At 64.0% G+C, this 16935-nt stretch carries 15 protein-coding genes, 2 tRNA genes and 1 pseudogene; 16 read left to right on the forward strand and 2 right to left on the reverse strand.

Annotation, left to right across the window (positions count from 1 at the left end; all coding sequences use genetic code 11):
• A pseudogene (locus VFW84_RS17145) lies at positions 1–85 on the forward strand (phosphoribosyltransferase); the annotation flags it as partial.
• A gap of 77 nt (positions 86–162) precedes the next feature.
• Positions 163–960 carry a fused MFS/spermidine synthase gene (locus VFW84_RS17150; RefSeq protein ID WP_329681689.1) on the forward strand — a complete coding sequence of 266 codons (798 nt, stop codon included), beginning with the start codon at positions 163–165 and terminating at the stop codon, positions 958–960.
• A gap of 13 nt (positions 961–973) precedes the next feature.
• Here VFW84_RS17150 and VFW84_RS17155 read toward each other — a convergent pair.
• Positions 974–1058, reverse strand: a tRNA-Leu gene (locus VFW84_RS17155).
• Positions 1059–1445: 387 nt separating this feature from the next.
• A tRNA-Leu gene (locus VFW84_RS17160) sits at positions 1446–1530 on the reverse strand.
• A gap of 62 nt (positions 1531–1592) precedes the next feature.
• On the opposite strand from VFW84_RS17160, the gene rnr reads away from it, so the two are divergent.
• From rnr to lpxA, 14 genes are all read left to right on the forward strand, one after another.
• Positions 1593–3953 (forward strand): ribonuclease R, encoded by a 2361-nt coding sequence (gene rnr / locus VFW84_RS17165; RefSeq protein ID WP_329681690.1) that lies wholly within the window; start codon positions 1593–1595, stop codon positions 3951–3953.
• 150 nt (positions 3954–4103) lie between these two features.
• Positions 4104–4853: a 30S ribosomal protein S2 gene (gene rpsB, locus VFW84_RS17170; protein WP_329681691.1), complete on the forward strand. Its 750-nt coding sequence runs from the start codon at positions 4104–4106 to the stop codon at positions 4851–4853.
• A gap of 121 nt (positions 4854–4974) precedes the next feature.
• A complete protein-coding gene (tsf, locus tag VFW84_RS17175) occupies positions 4975–5871 on the forward strand; it encodes a translation elongation factor Ts (RefSeq protein ID WP_329681692.1) in 897 nt (298 codons plus the stop codon).
• A gap of 171 nt (positions 5872–6042) precedes the next feature.
• The gene (pyrH, locus tag VFW84_RS17180) at positions 6043–6753 is read left to right on the forward strand and encodes a UMP kinase (protein WP_329681693.1); all 711 of its coding nucleotides are present in this window, start codon (positions 6043–6045) and stop codon (positions 6751–6753) included.
• Between the two features lie 60 nt (positions 6754–6813).
• On the forward strand, positions 6814–7374 hold the full coding sequence (gene frr / locus VFW84_RS17185; RefSeq protein WP_329681694.1) for a ribosome recycling factor: 561 nt from the start codon (positions 6814–6816) through the stop codon (positions 7372–7374).
• A 79-nt stretch (positions 7375–7453) separates the two neighbouring features.
• The gene (gene uppS, locus VFW84_RS17190) at positions 7454–8215 is read left to right on the forward strand and encodes a polyprenyl diphosphate synthase (RefSeq protein WP_329681695.1); all 762 of its coding nucleotides are present in this window, start codon (positions 7454–7456) and stop codon (positions 8213–8215) included.
• A 2-nt stretch (positions 8216–8217) separates the two neighbouring features.
• Positions 8218–9144: a phosphatidate cytidylyltransferase gene (locus VFW84_RS17195; protein ID WP_329681696.1), complete on the forward strand. Its 927-nt coding sequence runs from the start codon at positions 8218–8220 to the stop codon at positions 9142–9144.
• A 7-nt stretch (positions 9145–9151) separates the two neighbouring features.
• Entirely contained in the window at positions 9152–10378 is a 1227-nt protein-coding gene (gene ispC / locus VFW84_RS17200; RefSeq protein WP_329681697.1) for a 1-deoxy-D-xylulose-5-phosphate reductoisomerase, read from the forward strand.
• Between the two features lie 41 nt (positions 10379–10419).
• Positions 10420–11808, forward strand: a complete 1389-nt coding sequence (gene rseP, locus VFW84_RS17205) for an RIP metalloprotease RseP (protein ID WP_329681698.1) — start codon at positions 10420–10422, stop codon at positions 11806–11808.
• A gap of 6 nt (positions 11809–11814) precedes the next feature.
• Positions 11815–14118, forward strand: a complete 2304-nt coding sequence (gene bamA / locus VFW84_RS17210) for an outer membrane protein assembly factor BamA (RefSeq protein WP_329681699.1) — start codon at positions 11815–11817, stop codon at positions 14116–14118.
• Positions 14119–14120: 2 nt separating this feature from the next.
• Positions 14121–14630: an OmpH family outer membrane protein gene (locus VFW84_RS17215; RefSeq protein WP_329681700.1), complete on the forward strand. Its 510-nt coding sequence runs from the start codon at positions 14121–14123 to the stop codon at positions 14628–14630.
• Positions 14627–15679 (forward strand): UDP-3-O-(3-hydroxymyristoyl)glucosamine N-acyltransferase, encoded by a 1053-nt coding sequence (gene lpxD / locus VFW84_RS17220; RefSeq protein ID WP_329681701.1) that lies wholly within the window; start codon positions 14627–14629, stop codon positions 15677–15679. The genes VFW84_RS17215 and lpxD overlap by 4 nt, the downstream gene beginning before the upstream one ends.
• 2 nt (positions 15680–15681) lie before the next feature.
• Positions 15682–16119: a 3-hydroxyacyl-ACP dehydratase FabZ gene (gene fabZ, locus VFW84_RS17225; RefSeq protein WP_329681749.1), complete on the forward strand. Its 438-nt coding sequence runs from the start codon at positions 15682–15684 to the stop codon at positions 16117–16119.
• A 27-nt stretch (positions 16120–16146) separates the two neighbouring features.
• Positions 16147–16935 carry an acyl-ACP--UDP-N-acetylglucosamine O-acyltransferase gene (gene lpxA, locus VFW84_RS17230; RefSeq protein ID WP_329681702.1) on the forward strand — a complete coding sequence of 263 codons (789 nt, stop codon included), beginning with the start codon at positions 16147–16149 and terminating at the stop codon, positions 16933–16935.

Raw genomic sequence — 16935 nt, forward strand, 5'->3', positions numbered from 1 at the left:
GCCCACCAGCCCCTGGATCCACCAGCCGTTCGAAGAGTACGACACCCTGCGCCCAGAGGCCCTGGTCAAGAAGCACCAGGGGTGATCCGGGTTGTGCATGGCGGGTTTGAAAGGCGCTCATCGAGGCGCCTTTTTTGTTCACGCGGGGATGATTGAGCGCCCATGAGTCAGGAATCGAGCGATCAGGAGCACGTCCGGCCCTATGTCTTCCGGGATGAGACATCCAGGTCGATGCACTTCTCGCTCCATGAGATCCAGAGTCGCATGCACTTGCACGATCCGCATGCTCTGGACCTGCGCTACACCCGCACGATGATGGGCTTCCTGATGTTTGCCCCCTGTCCGCAGCGCATCATGATGATGGGCTTGGGTGGGGGATCTCTGGCCAAGTTCTGCCACCATCATCTGCCGCAGGCTCACATGGACGTGGTGGAGATCAACCCCCATGTCATTGCTCTGCGTGAGGAGTTTGGTGTTCCTGCCGATGGGCCGCGCTTTCGGGTGATCCAGGCCGATGGCGCCCGCTTCATCCGTGAGGTGGTGCAGCACTATGACGTGCTTTTGCTCGACGCCTTCGATGACCAGGGATTGCCGGGTCCGCTGGCGTCTGCGCGCTTTTACCGCGATTGCGCCGATGCGCTGCAGCCGGGTGGCGTGCTGGTGGCCAATTTGCCCGCCAGCTTGCAGCACCTGTCTGCTTGCCTTCAGCGGATTCGCATGGCGTTCGGTGGTGCGGTGCTGGTGGTGGGCGACGACGATCTGGAGAATGTGGTCGTGTTTGCTTTCAAGCTGGGCGTGGGGCAGAGCCTGGCGTGCCATGTGGACGCCTGTGTGTGCCCTGCGGGTCTGGATGCGTCGGCCCGGGAGCAATTGATGCCTGCGTTTGACGGCATTGCCCAGGCCTGGGCCCGGCGGGTGAGCGCTCGGACCAAAGAAAAAGCCGTTCAGTCGGTGGACTGAACGGCTTTTCAATTGGTGCCCAGGAGAGGACTCGAACCTCCACGGAGTTACCCGCTAGTACCTGAAACTAGTGCGTCTACCAATTCCGCCACCTGGGCAGGTACTTGTTTGACTTATGCTGCTTTGCAATTGCTTGCTCTGCTGCGTCAAGAATTGAACTATAGCACGGCTTTTGAGGTCTTTTGGCGTGCGATGCAGATTTCTTGCAACAACTGTGGCGCGTATGAGCGAGGGAGGGATGTGGCTATGACATTGCGTCAGATCCGGCGATCAGATCGATCAGCTTGATGTACTCTGCAAGGCAATGCAGTTCACACGCACATTTCTGTGTTCATCCTGGCCGGCCATGCGGTCGATGGCGTGCGTCTTGGCTCATCTCGCCCGCCGTGGCGTTGCACATCGACTCATTCGCTGCGCACTTTGCCACCTGAAGGGTGGATCACATGAGAAAAGCCGCATGACCTTTCGATCATGCGGCTTCAATCTGGTGCCCAGGAGAGGACTCGAACCTCCACGGAGTTACCCGCTAGTACCTGAAACTAGTGCGTCTACCAATTCCGCCACCTGGGCAGGTACTTTTTTTCTTCGCTGTGATCAGCGAAGACCGCAACTATAGCATCAAAATTACAAGCATGACAAGCAAAATACAAAATTCTGTGGGCCTGGGCTCCGAAATCGAAGGTGTGGTGCAAGGCCACCGCGATGGACATGGCTTTGTGGTCACCGACGACGGCGCCGTCAGCGTCTACCTGTCCCCGCAGGAAATGCGCACGGTCCTGCACCGAGACATCGTGCGGGTGCGGGTGCAGCGCTACGACCGCCGGGGCCGCCCCGAGGGGCAGGTGCTCGACATCATCGAACGCCGCAAGACGCCCATCATCGGCCGCCTCTTGCATGAAGGTGGCGCCTGGCTGGTGGCGCCCGAAGATCGGCGCTTTGGTCAGGACATCCTGGTGCCTGCCAAGGCCACCGCGGGCGCGGAAGCCGGCCAGGTGGTGGCGGTCGAGCTCACCGAAAAGCCTTCGCTGCACGCGCAGCCTGTCGGGCGTGTGACGGAGGTACTGGGTGGCATCGACGATCCCGGCATGGAAATCGAGATCGCAGTGCGCAAGTACGAAGTGCCGCACCAGTTCAGCGACGAGGTGATGGCGCAGGCGGCCAAGCTGCCCGACAAGATCCGCCCGGCCGATCGCAAGCACCGCATCGATCTGACAGACGTGCCGCTGGTCACCATCGACGGTGAAGATGCCCGCGACTTCGACGATGCCGTGTACTGCGAACCGGCCTGCATCGGTCGCGCCAAGAAGCCCAATGGCTGGCGCCTGCTGGTGGCCATTGCCGATGTGAGTCACTACGTCAAGCCGGGTGAGCCGCTGGACAGCGACGCCTACGAGCGTGCGACCTCGGTGTACTTCCCGCGTCGCGTGATCCCGATGCTGCCCGAGAAGCTCTCCAACGGCCTGTGCTCGCTCAACCCGGAGGTCGATCGCCTGTCCATGGTGTGTGACATGCTGATCACGGCCGAAGGTGAGATCCATGCCTACCAGTTCTTCCCGGCGGTGATCTGCTCGCATGCGCGCTTCACCTACACCGAGGTGGCGGCCATCATCGCCAACACGCGGGGGCCCGAGGCCCTGCGTCGCGCCGAGCTGGTGCCGCATCTGCTCAATCTGTACGACGTCTACCGCGCCTTGCTCAAGGGGCGGGGAGAGCGTGGCGCGGTCGATTTCGACACCACCGAGACGCAGATCGTGTGCGATGACAACGGACGCATTGCCAAGATTGTGCCGCGCACCCGTACCGAGGCGCACCGCCTGATCGAGGAGGCCATGCTGGCCGCCAACGTCTGTTCGGCCGAGTTCATCGAGCGTGCACGTCATCCAGCGCTCTACCGAGTCCACGAAGGCCCGACACCTGAAAAGCGCCAGACCCTGCGCAACTACCTCAAGGCTTTGGGCTTGGGCTTGAGCCTCAGTGAAGAGCCCACGCCCGGCGAATACCAGGCGATCGCCCAGGCCACCAAGGAGCGGCCCGATGCGATGCAGATCCACACCATGCTGCTGCGCTCAATGCAGCAGGCGATCTACACGCCCATCAACAGTGGCCACTTCGGCCTGTCCTACGAGGCCTACACCCACTTCACCAGCCCGATCCGGCGCTACCCCGATCTGCTGGTGCACCGTGTGATCAAGGCCCTGCTGGGCGGCGGTCGCTACGGCTTGCTGCTGCCTCCGACCGTGGTGTCGTCGACCAGCACCTTCAAGGGCAAGGGCGGCAAGGCGCCCGCCAAGGGCTTGCCGGCGGCACCCACCAAGGTGCGCACCAAGGCCAAGGTGTCCACCGAAGAGGCGCAGGCCTGGGAGGTGGCTGGCATCCATTGCAGCGTCAACGAGCGCCGCGCCGACGAGGCTTCCCGCGATGTGGAAGCCTGGCTCAAGTGCATGTTCATGCGTGAGCGTCTGGGCGAGGAATACGGCGGCACGGTGAGCACGGTGGCCAGCTTCGGCCTGTTCGTGCAACTCGATGGCCTGTATGTCGAAGGCCTGATCCACATCACCGAGCTGGGAGGTGACTACTTCAAGTTCGATGAGGCGCGCCAGGAGTTGCGTGGCGAGCGCACGGGGGTGCGCTACAGCGTGGGCAATCGGGTGAGGGTGCAGGTCAGCCGCGTCGACCTGGACAGCCGCAAGATCGATTTCCGCATCGTGCGTGAAGGGCAGGGCCCGCTGGGTGAGGCCACGGGCGGGCGTCGCCGTGGTCGGGGTGGGGCAGGCGAAGGCGGCGAGTCTGCGCAGGCGCAACTGGCCGACGTGCAGCGCCGTGATCGCGACACCAAGCGCGAGGGCAAGGCCGCGAAGGCAGGCAAGGGTTCGGCCCGCAAGGGGGCGGTGTCGGCGCAGCGTGACGAGTTGCGCAGCGACGGTCTGCCGGCGTCACCGCGCCCGGCTGGCAAGAAAGCGCCCAGCCGCAAGAGTGTCCGCCGGAGAAGCTGAGATCGCGTGCTATAATCCGAGGGTTTGTCCGAAATAGGTCGGCAAACGTAATCGCGAAACCGCCAAAACCAAGGTGTCGCTTCGCTGTTGCACAGAGGTGCGCAGCGGGTGATCTCTGGCGGTTTCCAGACCCAACCTCTGGAGCTCTTTATGCCCGTATCCATGCGCGACATGCTGGAAGCCGGTGTCCACTTCGGTCACCAAACCCGCTTCTGGAACCCCAAGATGGCCCCGTACATCTTCGGTCATCGCAACAAGATCCACATCATCAACCTCGAGAAGACGCAGCCCGCCTTCGAAGAGGCCCTGAAGTTCATCAAGCAGCTGTCCGCTCGCCGCGGCACCGTGCTGATGATCGGCACCAAGCGTCAAGCTCGCGACGTGGTGGCTGCTGAAGCCGAACGCGCTGGCGTGCCTTACGTGAACCAGCGCTGGCTGGGCGGCATGCTGACCAACTTCAAGACGGTCAAGGGTTCGATCAAGAAGCTGAAGGACGCCCAGGTTCAGGTGGAAGCCGGTCTGGACAACCTGAAGAAGAAGGAAGGCCTGCTGTTCCAACGTGAGCTGTCCAAGCTGGAAAAGGACATCGGCGGCATCCAGGACATGAACGCCCTGCCTGACGCTCTGTTCGTGATCGACGTCGGCTACCACAAGATTGCCGTGGCCGAAGCCAAGAAGCTGGGCATCCCCGTGATCGCCGTGGTGGACACCAACCACTCGCCCGAAGGCATTGACTACGTCATCCCCGGCAACGACGACTCCTCCAAGGCTGTGGCGCTGTACGCCAAGGCCGTGGCTGACGCCGTGCTGGAAGGCAAGGCCAACGCCGTGAACGAAGTGGTGCAAGCCGCTGCTGCGACGGGCGACGACGAATTCGTCGAAGTCAACGACGCCGCCTGATCACCCGCTTGAAAGGGTCGTCAGACCCGATCCAAAGGGGGCTCATGAGGCCCCCTTTTTTCAAACAGATTCTGATGTGACACGGCTGTGACGGCCGTGTCCGAACCAAACGGAGAAAAGTATGGCTGCTATTACCGCCAGCATGGTTGCCGAACTGCGCGCCAAGACCGACGCTCCCATGATGGAGTGCAAGAAGGCCCTGACCGAAGCCGAAGGCGACTTCGCCAAGGCTGAAGAGATCCTGCGCGTCAAGCTGGGCAGCAAGGCCTCCAAGGCCGCCACCCGCGTGACCGCCGAAGGCGTGGTGTCTGCTGCCGTGTCCGGCTCGACCGGTGCCCTGGTCGAAATCAACTGCGAAACCGACTTCGTTTCCAAGAACGAATCCTTCCTGGCCTTCGCCAAGTCGGTGGCCGAGTTGATCGCCCAGAACAACCCCGCTGACGTCGCTGCCATCGGCGAGCTGCCCCTGTCGCAAGACGGTTTCGGCCCCACCGTGGAAGAAGTCCGCAAGGGCCTGATCGGCAAGATCGGCGAGAACATGTCCATCCGTCGCTTCAAGCGCTACGCTGACGGCGGCAAGCTGGCCGCCTACCTGCACGGCGCCCGCATCGGCGTGGTGGTGGAGTTCGACGGTGACGACGTGGCTGCCAAGGATGTCGCCATGCACATCGCCGCCATGAAGCCCGTCTCCCTGTCGTCGGCCGACGTGCCCGCTGCCCTGATCGAGACCGAGCGCAGCGTGGCCACGGCCAAGGCGGCCGAGTCCGGCAAGCCGGCCGACATCGCCGCCAAGATGATCGAAGGCGCTGTTCAGAAGTACCTCAAGGAAGTGTCCTTGCTGAACCAGGTCTTCGTGAAGGCCGCCGACGGCAAGCAGACCGTCGAGCAGTACTTGAAGGCAACCAACACCTCGGTCAAGAGCTTCACGATGTTCATCGTGGGCGAAGGCATCGAGAAGAAGCAGGACGACTTCGCTGCTGAAGTGGCCGCCACGGTGGCCGCTGCCAAGGGCCAGTAAGGCCTGACGCACACAAGGGGGCTGACGGGCCCCCTTGTTGTATGTGCCTGGCCGGGAACCTTCGGCCACTGAATACACTCCAAAGCGGGGCCTGCACCACAAGATGGCGATAATCGCCCACTGTGGTGACCGGCCTCCGGTTACGACGAACACGACAACAAGGACGATTGCATGCCCGCCTACAAGCGCATCCTTCTGAAACTTTCCGGTGAAGCCCTGATGGGTGACGATGCCTACGGCATCAACCGCGCCACCATCGTGCGCATGGTCAAGGAAATTCAGGAAGTGACCTCGCTGGGTTGCGAGGTGGCGGTGGTCATCGGCGGCGGCAACATCTTCCGCGGCGTGGCGGGCGGCTCCGTCGGCATGGATCGCGCTACGGCCGACTACATGGGCATGCTGGCCACCGTGATGAACTCGCTGGCCCTGGCCGACACCATGCGCCAGGAAGGCATGACCGCACGTGTCATGTCGGCCATCAGCATCGATCAGGTGGTCGAGCCCTATGTGCGCCCCAAGGCGCTGCAGTACCTCGAAGAGGGCAAGGTGGTGGTCTTCGCCGCCGGCACGGGCAACCCCTTCTTCACCACCGACACCGCCGCCGCATTGCGAGGTGCCGAGATCGGCGCCGAGATCATGCTCAAGGCCACCAAGGTCGATGGCGTGTACACGGCCGACCCCAAGAAGGACCCCTCGGCCACCCGCTACACCAGCATCACCTTCGACGAGGCCCTGATCAAGAACCTGCAGGTGCTGGACGCCACGGCCTTCGCGTTGTGCCGTGATCAGAATCTGCCCCTGAAGGTGTTTTCCATTTTCAAGCCTGGCGCGCTCAAGCGCGTCGTGATGGGCGAGGACGAGGGCACGCTGGTCCACGTCTGAGCCCGCGGCCGGTCAGCATGGGCCGGCCACCGGTATGAGCGTTTCCGCACGGAGCATCACATGAGCATTGCAGACATCAAGAAGACCGCAGAGCAGAAGATGGCCAAGTCCATCGAAGCCTTCAAGCACGAACTGACCAAGATCCGCACGGGCCGTGCCCACCCCGGCATCCTGGACCAGATCCACGTGGAGTACTACGGCTCCATGGTGCCCCTCAGCCAGGTGGCCAATGTGGCCCTGGTGGACGCACGCACCATCAGTGTTCAGCCCTGGGAAAAGGGCATGGGCGCCAAGATCGAAAAGGCCATCCGAGAGTCGGATCTGGGCTTGAACCCCGCCACGCAGGGTGATTTGATCCGCGTGCCGATGCCGCCGCTGACCGAAGAGCGTCGCAAGGAGCTGACCAAGGTCGTCAAGAGCGCGGGTGAGGACACCAAGGTGGCCGTGCGCAATCTGCGTCGTGATGCCAACGACCATGCCAAGCGCCTGCTCAAGGACAAGGAGATCACCGAGGACGATGATCGCCGCTCGCAAGACGAGATCCAGAAGCTGACGGACAAGACCATTGTCGAGATCGACAAGCTGGTTCAAGCCAAGGAAGCCGAGATCCTCGCGGTGTGACGGTCAGGCCTCTGGCCTGATTCATCGTGTGTGCGAGGCGGTCTGACCGCCTCGCTTGTTTTGAACAATGACAAATACCATGGCAGTTACCGACCCGTCCCGTGATCCTGGCGTCCCCCGACATGTGGCCATCGTGATGGATGGCAACGGTCGCTGGGCGCGCAAGCGCCTGATGCCGCGCGGCATGGGGCACAAGGCCGGTGTGGATGCCCTGGTGCGTGTCGTGCAGGCGTGTGCCGATCGCCACATTGATTACCTGACGGTTTTTGCCTTCTCGTCAGAGAACTGGAAGCGGCCTGAAGAAGAGGTCTCAGGCCTCATGAGCCTGCTGATCGTGGCACTGTCCAAGCACCTCACCAAGCTGCGCAGCGATGGGGTGCGCATCCGCGTGGTGGGCGATCTCAGCACGGTGTCTGACAAGGTGCGCGAGGCCTTGCTGGATGCGCAGACCAAGACCGCGCACAACGACCGACTGGTGCTGACCGTGGCCTTCAACTACGGTGGCCGCTGGGACATCGTCCAGGCCGCCCAGCGTGCGCTGGCGGCCAATCTGAAGCCCGAGATGCTGGATGAAGCCACGCTGTCGCGGTTCATGGCCATGAGCTACGCGCCGGATCCCGATCTCTTCATTCGCACGGGGGGAGAGGTTCGCCTGTCCAACTTCCTGTTGTGGCAAAGCGCCTACGCGGAACTGGTGTTCACCGATTGCCTCTGGCCGGATTTCGACGAACGCGAGCTCGACAAGGCCCTGGCCGACTATGCACAGCGCGAGCGTCGCTTTGGCGACGTCGGTGCCAGCGGCGATGAGTCCGGTGGGCCGTCTGACGCAGGAGTGGCGTGATCATGCTGAAGCAACGTGTCATCACGGCCCTGATCCTGGTGGCGATCCTGCTGCCTACGCTCTGGGTGGAGGCCCTGTGGCCTTTTGCCTTGCTGAGCCTGCTGTTCGTGGCGGCCGCAGGGTGGGAGTGGGCGCGCCTCAACGAGGCCCCTGGCGTGCCTGCCTGGGGGCTGGGCGCCGCCGTGGCGGGCACAGGCTTGCTGCTGGCAGGCCAGTGGGGCTTGCCGGTGTGGCAGGCTCTGCCCGAGGGCCAGAGTGCCTCGCAGGGGCACGTGCATGCCCTGACCGAAACCCTGGTGGGATTCACGGTGCCGGCCCCGCTGTGGTGGGGCGCCGCGCTCGTGTGGCTGTTGGGGGGCGCCATGGCCTTGCGTCATGGCAGCCAGCATTGGCGCGCCGTTCCCATGGCCTTGCGCGCCGTGCTGGGTCTGGCCCTGCTGGTGGTGGCCTGGCTGGCTCTGGCCGAAGCCAAGCTCCAGGGGCTCAATTTCCTACTGTCGATCCTGTGCCTGGTCTGGGCGGCCGACATCGGCGCCTACTTTGGTGGTCGAGCCTTCGGCCGACGCAAGCTGGCACCCAGCATCAGCCCCGGCAAGAGCTGGGAGGGTGTGCTCGCCGGTGCGCTGGCCGTGCAGGCGCTGGCCGCCTTGTGGTTGTGGGTGGATGCGCATGTGGGGGTGGATTCACCCAGCCTGTACAGCCACCTGCGTCAGGGCCTGGGTGCGCCGGGCATGGTGCTGGCGGTGCTGGCGCTCACCGGCATGAGCGTGGTGGGCGATTTGTTCGAGTCCCTGATCAAGCGTCAGGCGGGCGCCAAGGACAGCAGCCAGTTGCTCCCGGGGCATGGCGGTGTGCTGGATCGCATCGATGCGCTGTTGCCGGTGCTGCCGCTGTCCATGGCCTTGATGTCTCTCTGCCATGGATGGTGAAACGCCCATGACCACCCCATCCCTGCCTTTGGGTCGGCTCAAGCTGTGCGTGCTGGGTTCGACCGGTTCGATCGGCACCAACACGCTTGACGTGGTCGCCCGTCACCCGGATCGCTACGAGGTGTTCGCGCTGGCTGGGGGTAGCCGTGTCGAAGAACTGCTCGCGCAGTGCGTGAACTGGCGGCCCCGCTTCGCGGTGATGCCCCAGGAGGCGGCCGCACAGCGCCTGCGCGAGGCCGTGCGCGAGGCCGGACTGCCCACCGAGGTGCTCAGTGGCGAGCAGGCGCTGGCAGACGTCGCCGAGCATCCCGAGGTCGACATGGTGATGGCGGCCATCGTCGGTGCGGCCGGTCTGATGCCCTGTCTGGCGGCAGCCCGGGCCGGCAAGCGCCTGCTGCTGGCCAACAAGGAAGCCATTGTGGTGGGCGGCCAGTTGTTCATGGACGCCGTGCGCGCGGGTGGCGCCACCTTGCTGCCCATCGACAGTGAGCACTCGGCCATCTTCCAGTGCCTGCCGGAGGATCCGTCCACCTGGGCTGCACGCATCGATCACATTGTGCTCACAGCCTCGGGCGGGCCTTTCCGGCAGCGGGAGCTGGCCACGTTTGGCGACATCACGCCCGAGATGGCTTGCGCCCATCCCAACTGGGTGATGGGGCGCAAGATCTCGGTGGATTCGGCCACCATGATGAACAAGGCCCTGGAGGTCATCGAGGCGCGCTGGCTTTTCAATCTGACGCCAGAGCAGGTGAGGGTGGTGATCCACCCCCAGAGCATCATCCACTCGATGGTGGTTTGCCGCGATCGCTCGGTGCTGGCCCAATTGGGTACGCCCGACATGCGGGTGCCCATCGCTTATGGTCTGTCCTGGCCCGAGCGCATCGAGTCGGGTGGCGAGTTGCTGGATTTCACACGCCTGAGCGCCTTGACCTTCGAGCCCCCTTGCGAGCAGCGCTACCCTGGCCTGTCGCTGGCCTGGCAGACCTTGAAGGGCGCCGAGGGCTCCACTTGCGTGCTCAATGCCGCCAATGAGGTGGCCGTGGATGCCTTCCTGAATCGGCGCATCCGTTTTGATCAGATCCATGCGGTCAACGAGCAGACCCTGGCCGATCTGGTCATCGAGCCGGGCCGTACCCGCAGCGTCGATGGCCTGCTGGATCTGGACGCGCAAGCGCGTCGTCAGGCCAGGTCGGCGGTGGAACGCATGACCTCGGGTACCATCGCGCTGCGGTGACGGCCCATGCCTGGTGCCCCGGCCCGTAAGGAGTCTCTCTGATGTTGATGACTGTGCTGGCTTTTCTCGTGACCATCGGCGTGCTGGTGGTCATCCACGAGTATGGCCACTACCGTGCTGCCGTGGCCTGTGATGTCAAGGTGCTGCGCTTTTCGGTGGGCTTTGGCAAGGTGCTGTGGAGCCGCATGCGCGGCGAGACGGAGTTCGTGGTGTCGGCGCTGCCCCTGGGGGGCTACGTCAAGATGCTGGACGAGCGCGAAGGCGCCGTTTTGCCGGCCGAGCAGCACCGCGCCTTCAACCGCAAGCCCCTGTGGCAGCGCGCTTTTGTGGTGGCGGCGGGGCCGCTGGCCAATCTGGCGCTGGCGGTGTTGCTGTATGCCGTGGTCAACTGGGCCGGCGTGCAGGAGCTCAAGGCCCGCTTGGGCGCACCGGTGGCGGGCTCGATCGTCGCCAGCGCGGGCATGGTCTCGGGCGACGAGATCGTGTCGCTGGCGCAGATCAATGCCGAAGCAGGTGGCGCAGAGAGCGATGACACCGCATGGCAGAGCGTGCGCTCCATGAGCGATCTGCAATGGATGCTGACCCAGGCCGTGCTGCAGGGGCACGATCTGCGTGCCCAGGTGCGCCGTGATGGCACGACACGCACCCTGGTGATCTCCACGGCCAGCCTGCCCGCGTCCGATGTGGATGCCAAGCTGATGGACCGTCTGGGGTTTTCCGGCCCCTACACCGTGCCTCGGGTGGGCAAGGTGCTGCCTGGGGGCCCCGCCGAGGCGGCCGGCTTGCAGTCGGGTGACCGCGTGATCCGGTTCGATGGCCGCGAGCCACAGGATGCGGCCCAGTTGCGTGCCTGGATCGCGGCGGGTGATGTCGATGCCGCACCGCGAGCAATCCCCATGGAGATCGAGCGGGCCCAGCAGGTGCTGACGCTGAGCGTGACGCCTGCCCTCAAGGAGGAAGGCGATCGCCGCGTGCCCCGCATCATGGCCGAGATCGGTTCGCCCGCCGAGATGGTCGAGGTGAACTATGGCCCGATCGAGGGCTTGCAGCGCGCATTCCAGCGCACCTGGGATGTGTCGGTGCTGAGCCTGGAGATGCTGGGCAAGATGGTGATCGGACAGGCCTCGGTCAAGAACCTCAGCGGCCCGCTGACCATCGCCGATTACGCCGGCCGATCGGCCGAAATGGGCCTGGCGCACTATCTGGGTTTTCTGGCCCTGGTCAGCGTCAGCCTGGGGGTGCTCAACCTGCTGCCATTGCCGATTCTGGATGGCGGGCACCTCATGTATTATCTTTTCGAAGGATTGACCGGGCGGCCAGTCTCCGACGCGTGGCTGGAGCGCCTGCAGCGCGGCGGAGTGGCCGTCATGTTTTTGATGATGTCGCTGGCCCTCTACAACGATTTCGCCCGCTTGCTGGGCATGCACTGAAACCCGATGCCATTTCCATCGCTGACCTCTCATCGGCTCAAGCCGACCCTGGCCGCTGCACTGCTGGCCTGTTTTTCGACCTTGCCTGCCTGGGCAGTCGAGCCTTTCGTCATCAAGGACATCCGGGTCGAAGGCCTGCAGCGTGCCGACGCTGGCACGGTGTTCGGCTCCCTGCCGTTCCGGGTGGGGGACACCTACACCGACGACAAGGGCGCGGCGGGTCTGCGTTCCCTGTTTGCCACGGGCCTGTTCAAGGATGTTCGCATCCAGATCGACGGCAATGTGGCTGTGGTGGTCGTGGAAGAGCGCCCCGTGGTCTCACGGGTCGAGTTCACGGGCACCAAGGAATTCGACAAGGACGTGCTGGTCAAGGCCCTGCGTGACATCGGCATCGGCGAAGGTCAGCCCTTTGACCGTGCTCTGGCCGATCGCGCCGAGCAGGAGCTCAAGCGCCAGTATCTGTCGCGCAGCCTGTACGGCGCCGAGGTGGTGACCACCATCACCCCGGTCGAGCGCAACCGCGTCAACGTGACCTTCACCGTCACCGAGGGCGATGTCGCCAAGATCAAGAGCATCCGCATCACCGGGGCTCAGGCCTTCACCGAGAGCTCCTTGCTGTCGCAGATGGAGCTGTCCACGGGCGGTTGGCTGACCTGGTACACCAAGTCGGATCAGTACTCGCGCGCCAAGCTCAATGCCGACATCGAGAACATCAAGGCCTACTACCTGAACCGCGGTTACCTGGACTTCCGCATCGATTCCACCCAAGTGTCGATCTCGCCGGACAAGCAGGATATCTCGATCGCCATCAACATCACCGAAGGCATCAAGTACACGGTCACCGGTGTGCGCCTGGAAGGCGAGTTCCTGGGCAAGGAAGACGAGTTCCGCGCCCTGGTCACGGTCAAGCCCGGCGATCCCTACAAGGCCGAAGACGTGGCCTCGACCACGCGCGCCTTCACCGAGAAGTTCGCGGCCTATGGTTATGCATTTGCCCGCACGGAATTCAAGCCCGAAGCCAACCGCGACAAGGGCCTGGTGGTGGCTGTGTTCCAGGTGCAGCCTCAGCGCCGCGCCTATGTGCGTCGCGTGAACGTGGCGGGCAACTCCCGCACCCGTGACGAGGTGATTCGCCGCGAGTTCCGCCAGTTCGAGTCGGCCTGGTATGACGGCCAGAAGATCAAGCTCTCGCGCGACCGAGTGGACCGCCTGGGCTACTTCAAGGATGTGTCCATCGACACCACCGAGGTGCCGGGCTCGCAAGACCAGGTCGACCTGACCGTGTCCGTTGAGGAAAAGCCCACGGGCAACCTGATGCTGGGGGCGGGCTTTTCCAGTGCGGACAAGCTCTCGCTGTCGGCCTCGATCAAGCAGGACAACGTCTTCGGCACCGGCAACTATCTGGGCCTGGAGTTCAACACCAGCAAGTCCAACCGCACCTTCGTGCTCAGCACGGTCGATCCCTACTTCACGGACATCGGCATCTCGCGCTCGATCGACATGTTCTACCGCACCACCAAGCCGCTGAGCAGCCAGGGTGGGGACTATGAGCTGATCACCCCGGGCGCCTCCATCCGTTTCGGCGTGCCCTTCACGGAGTCCGACACGGTCTACTTTGGCCTGGGCATCGAGCAGACGCAGATCAAGGGCGAAGATGGTCTGCCGCTGAGCTACAAGAACTACCGCAGCGAGTTTGGCGAGAAGAGCACCAGCATCCCCCTGACCCTGGGCTGGTCGCGTGACGCGCGTGACAGCGTGCTGGTGCCCACCAATGGCCGCTACCAGCGCCTGAACGTGGAGTGGGGCATCGCGGGTGACACCCGCTACCTGCGCACGAACTACCAGTACCAACAGTACTGGCCCATCTCCAGCCGCTTCACCCTGGGTGTCAATGCGGAGCTGGGTTGGGGCAAAGGCCTGAGCGGCAAGCCCTATCCCTTCTTCAAGAACTTCTACGGCGGCGGCCTGGGCACGGTGCGTGGTTTCGACCAGAACTCCCTGGGCCCCGTGGACGTGGACGGCGCCTACGTGGGCGGTGCCAAGCGCGTGAACGTCAACACCGAGCTGTATGTGCCCTTCCCCGGCACTGGCATGGACCGCACGCTGCGCCTGTTCGGTTACGTGGATGCGGGCAATGTCTGGGGTGAGGAAGACAAGGTGCAGTTCGGCGACCTCAGGGCGTCGGCCGGTATCGGTATCAGCTGGATCTCGCCGGTGGGCCCCCTCAAACTGAGCTATGGTCAGCCCATCAAGAAGAGCGATCAGGATAAAATCCAGAAACTCCAGTTCCAGATCGGTACCGCGTTTTGATCATGAAATCCCTTGTCAAGCTTCTGACGTCCGCGGCCCTGGTCGCGGGCTTGTTCTCCGCGGCACACGCCGAGGATTACAAGATCGGCTACGTCAATCTGGACCGCGTGATGCGTGACTCGGCGCCCGCCAAGGCCGCGCAATCGCGCCTGGAGGCCGAGTTCGGCCGCCGTGAGAAGGATCTCAACGAGATGGCCCAGCGTCTGAAGGCCGCCTCCGACAAGCTCGAAAAGGATGCCCCCACGCTGTCCGAGAGCGAAAAGGTCCGTCGCCAGCGCGAGTTGCTGGACCAGGATCGTGAGTTCCAGCGCAAGCGCCGTGAACTGCAAGAGGACTTCAGCCAGCGCAAGAACGAAGAGCTGGGCAACCTGCTCGAGCGTGCCAACCGCGTGGTCAAGCAGATCTTCGAGCAGGAACGCTATGACCTGATCCTGCAAGAGCCTGTGTTTGCCGGGCCCCGCCTGGACATCACCGAGAAAGTGATCAAGTCGCTCAACGGTTCGGCCAAGTGACATCGACCCTGGATCAGCCTGGCGTCAGCCTGGGCGAACTGGTGCAGGCTCTGGGCGGTGAACTGCTCGGGCCGCGAGACCAGCGGGTCACTCGGATCGCCCCCCTCGATGCAGCCGACCCCGGCTGCATTTCGTTTCTGGCCCATCCCAAGTACCGTTCGCAGTTGCTGAGCACGTCGGCGGGGTGTGTCATCGTGGCGCCGGTGATGCGTGCCGATGCCCAGGCGCGCGGTGCGGCCATCGTGTCGGACGACCCCTATCTTTACTTCGCTCGCCTGACCCAGTGGTGGGCCCGACGCGTGCGTCCGGCCGCGCCTGCGCGGATTCACCCCTCAGCCGTGGTGCATGCCTCGGCACGCCTGGGCCTGGATGTGAGCGTTGGCCCGCTGGCGGTGATCGAGGCGGACGCCGTGCTGGGGGATGGCGTGGTCATCGGCCCGCACACCGTGGTGGGCGAGCGGGTGCACATCGGCGCCCACAGCCGCCTGGCCGCGCAGGTGAGCGTCGGCTTTGACTGCGTGATCGGCGAGCGCTGCATCGTGCACAGCGGTGTGGTCATCGGCGCGGATGGCTTTGGCTTCGCGCCGGTGGAAGGCCGCTGGGAAAAAATCGAACAGCTGGGCGCCGTGCGCATCGGTGACGACGTCGAGCTGGGTGCCAACACCTGCATCGACCGTGGCGCCCTGGGTGACACCATCCTCGAGAACGGGGTCAAGCTCGACAACCTCGTGCAGATCGGCCATAACGTGCATATTGGTGCTCACACCGCCATGGCGGGCTGCGTGGGCGTCGCGGGCAGCGCCCGCATTGGCGCACACTGCACGGTGGGTGGTGGGGCCGTGGTGTTGGGGCACCTGTCCCTGGCCGACGGTGTTCACATCTCCGCGGCCACCGTGGTCACCCGCTCGCTGCGCCAGCCCGGCCACTACAGCGGCGTTTTTCCCATCGACGACAATGCCGCCTGGGAAAAGAACGCCGCGACGCTCAAGAACCTCCATTCGCTGCGCGAGCGCCTTCGCGCTCTGGAAAAGCAAAGTACCCAATCATGACGATGGACATCCACAAGATCCTCGAGCTGCTGCCGCACCGCTATCCCTTCCTGCTGGTCGATCGCGTGCTGGAGATCGAGCACCACAAACGCATCCGCGCGGTCAAGAACGTCACCATGAACGAGCCCTACTTCACGGGGCACTTCCCGCATCGCCCGGTGATGCCGGGTGTGATGATGCTGGAGGCGCTGGCGCAGGCCGCGGCCTTGCTGACGTTCGAGAGCCAGGGCATCCGCAGCGACGACAAGTCGGTGTACTACTTCGTGGGCATCGACAACGCGCGCTTCAAGCGCCCGGTCGAGCCGGGTGATCAACTGATCCTGGAAGTGAGCATCGAGCGGGCCAAGGCCGGCATCTACAAGTTCAAGGCCCAGGGCCTGGTGGACGGCGAAGTGGCCGTGGACGCGCAGCTGATGTGCACCATGCGCAAGATCGACTGAGCGGCCAGGACGACAGGGAACGATCGCATGGCATCCATCCATTCCACCGCGCTGGTGGACCCTCAGGCCGAACTCGGCGCGAATGTCACCATTGGCCCCTACACGGTCGTGGGCCCCCATGTGCGCATCGATGAGGGCACCACCGTGGGCCCTCACTGCGTGATCGAGGGCCACACCACCATCGGGCGTGACAACCGCATCTTCCAGTTTGCCTCGCTGGGTGCGGCCCCGCAGGACAAGAAGTACGCCAACGAGCCGACCCGCCTGGTGATCGGCGATCGCAACACCATCCGCGAGTTCTGCACCTTCAACACAGGCACGGTCCAGGACACGGGCGTGACCATCCTGGGTGACGACAACTGGATGATGGCCTACACCCACCTGGCGCATGACTGTGTGGTGGGCAACCGCACCATCTTCGCCAACAACGCGCAGATCGCCGGCCATGTGCATGTGGGCGATTGGGCCATTCTGGGGGCCTTCACCTGTGTGCACCAGTTCGTCAAGATCGGGGCGCACGCCATGAGTGGCCTGGGCACCGTGCTGGGCCAGGATCTGCCGCCCTTCGTGATGGCTCAGGGCAACACGGCTTCGGCCCATGGCGTGAACCTGGAAGGCCTGCGCCGCCGGGGTTTCAGCGCCGAGCGTCTGGCCGCGGTCAAGCAGATGCACAAAGCCCTGTATCGCCAGGGGCTGACGCTGGAGCAGGCCAAGGCCCAGATCCAGGGCTTGAGCGCGAGCCATCCCGAGGCCGCAGACGACGTGTCCCTGATGCTGGGTTTCCTGAACGCGGCGAGCCGCGGCATCGTGCGTTGA

Origin of the sequence: Aquabacterium sp. (assembly GCF_036279655.1) — a bacterium.
GTDB lineage: Bacteria > Pseudomonadota > Gammaproteobacteria > Burkholderiales > Burkholderiaceae_C > Aquabacterium.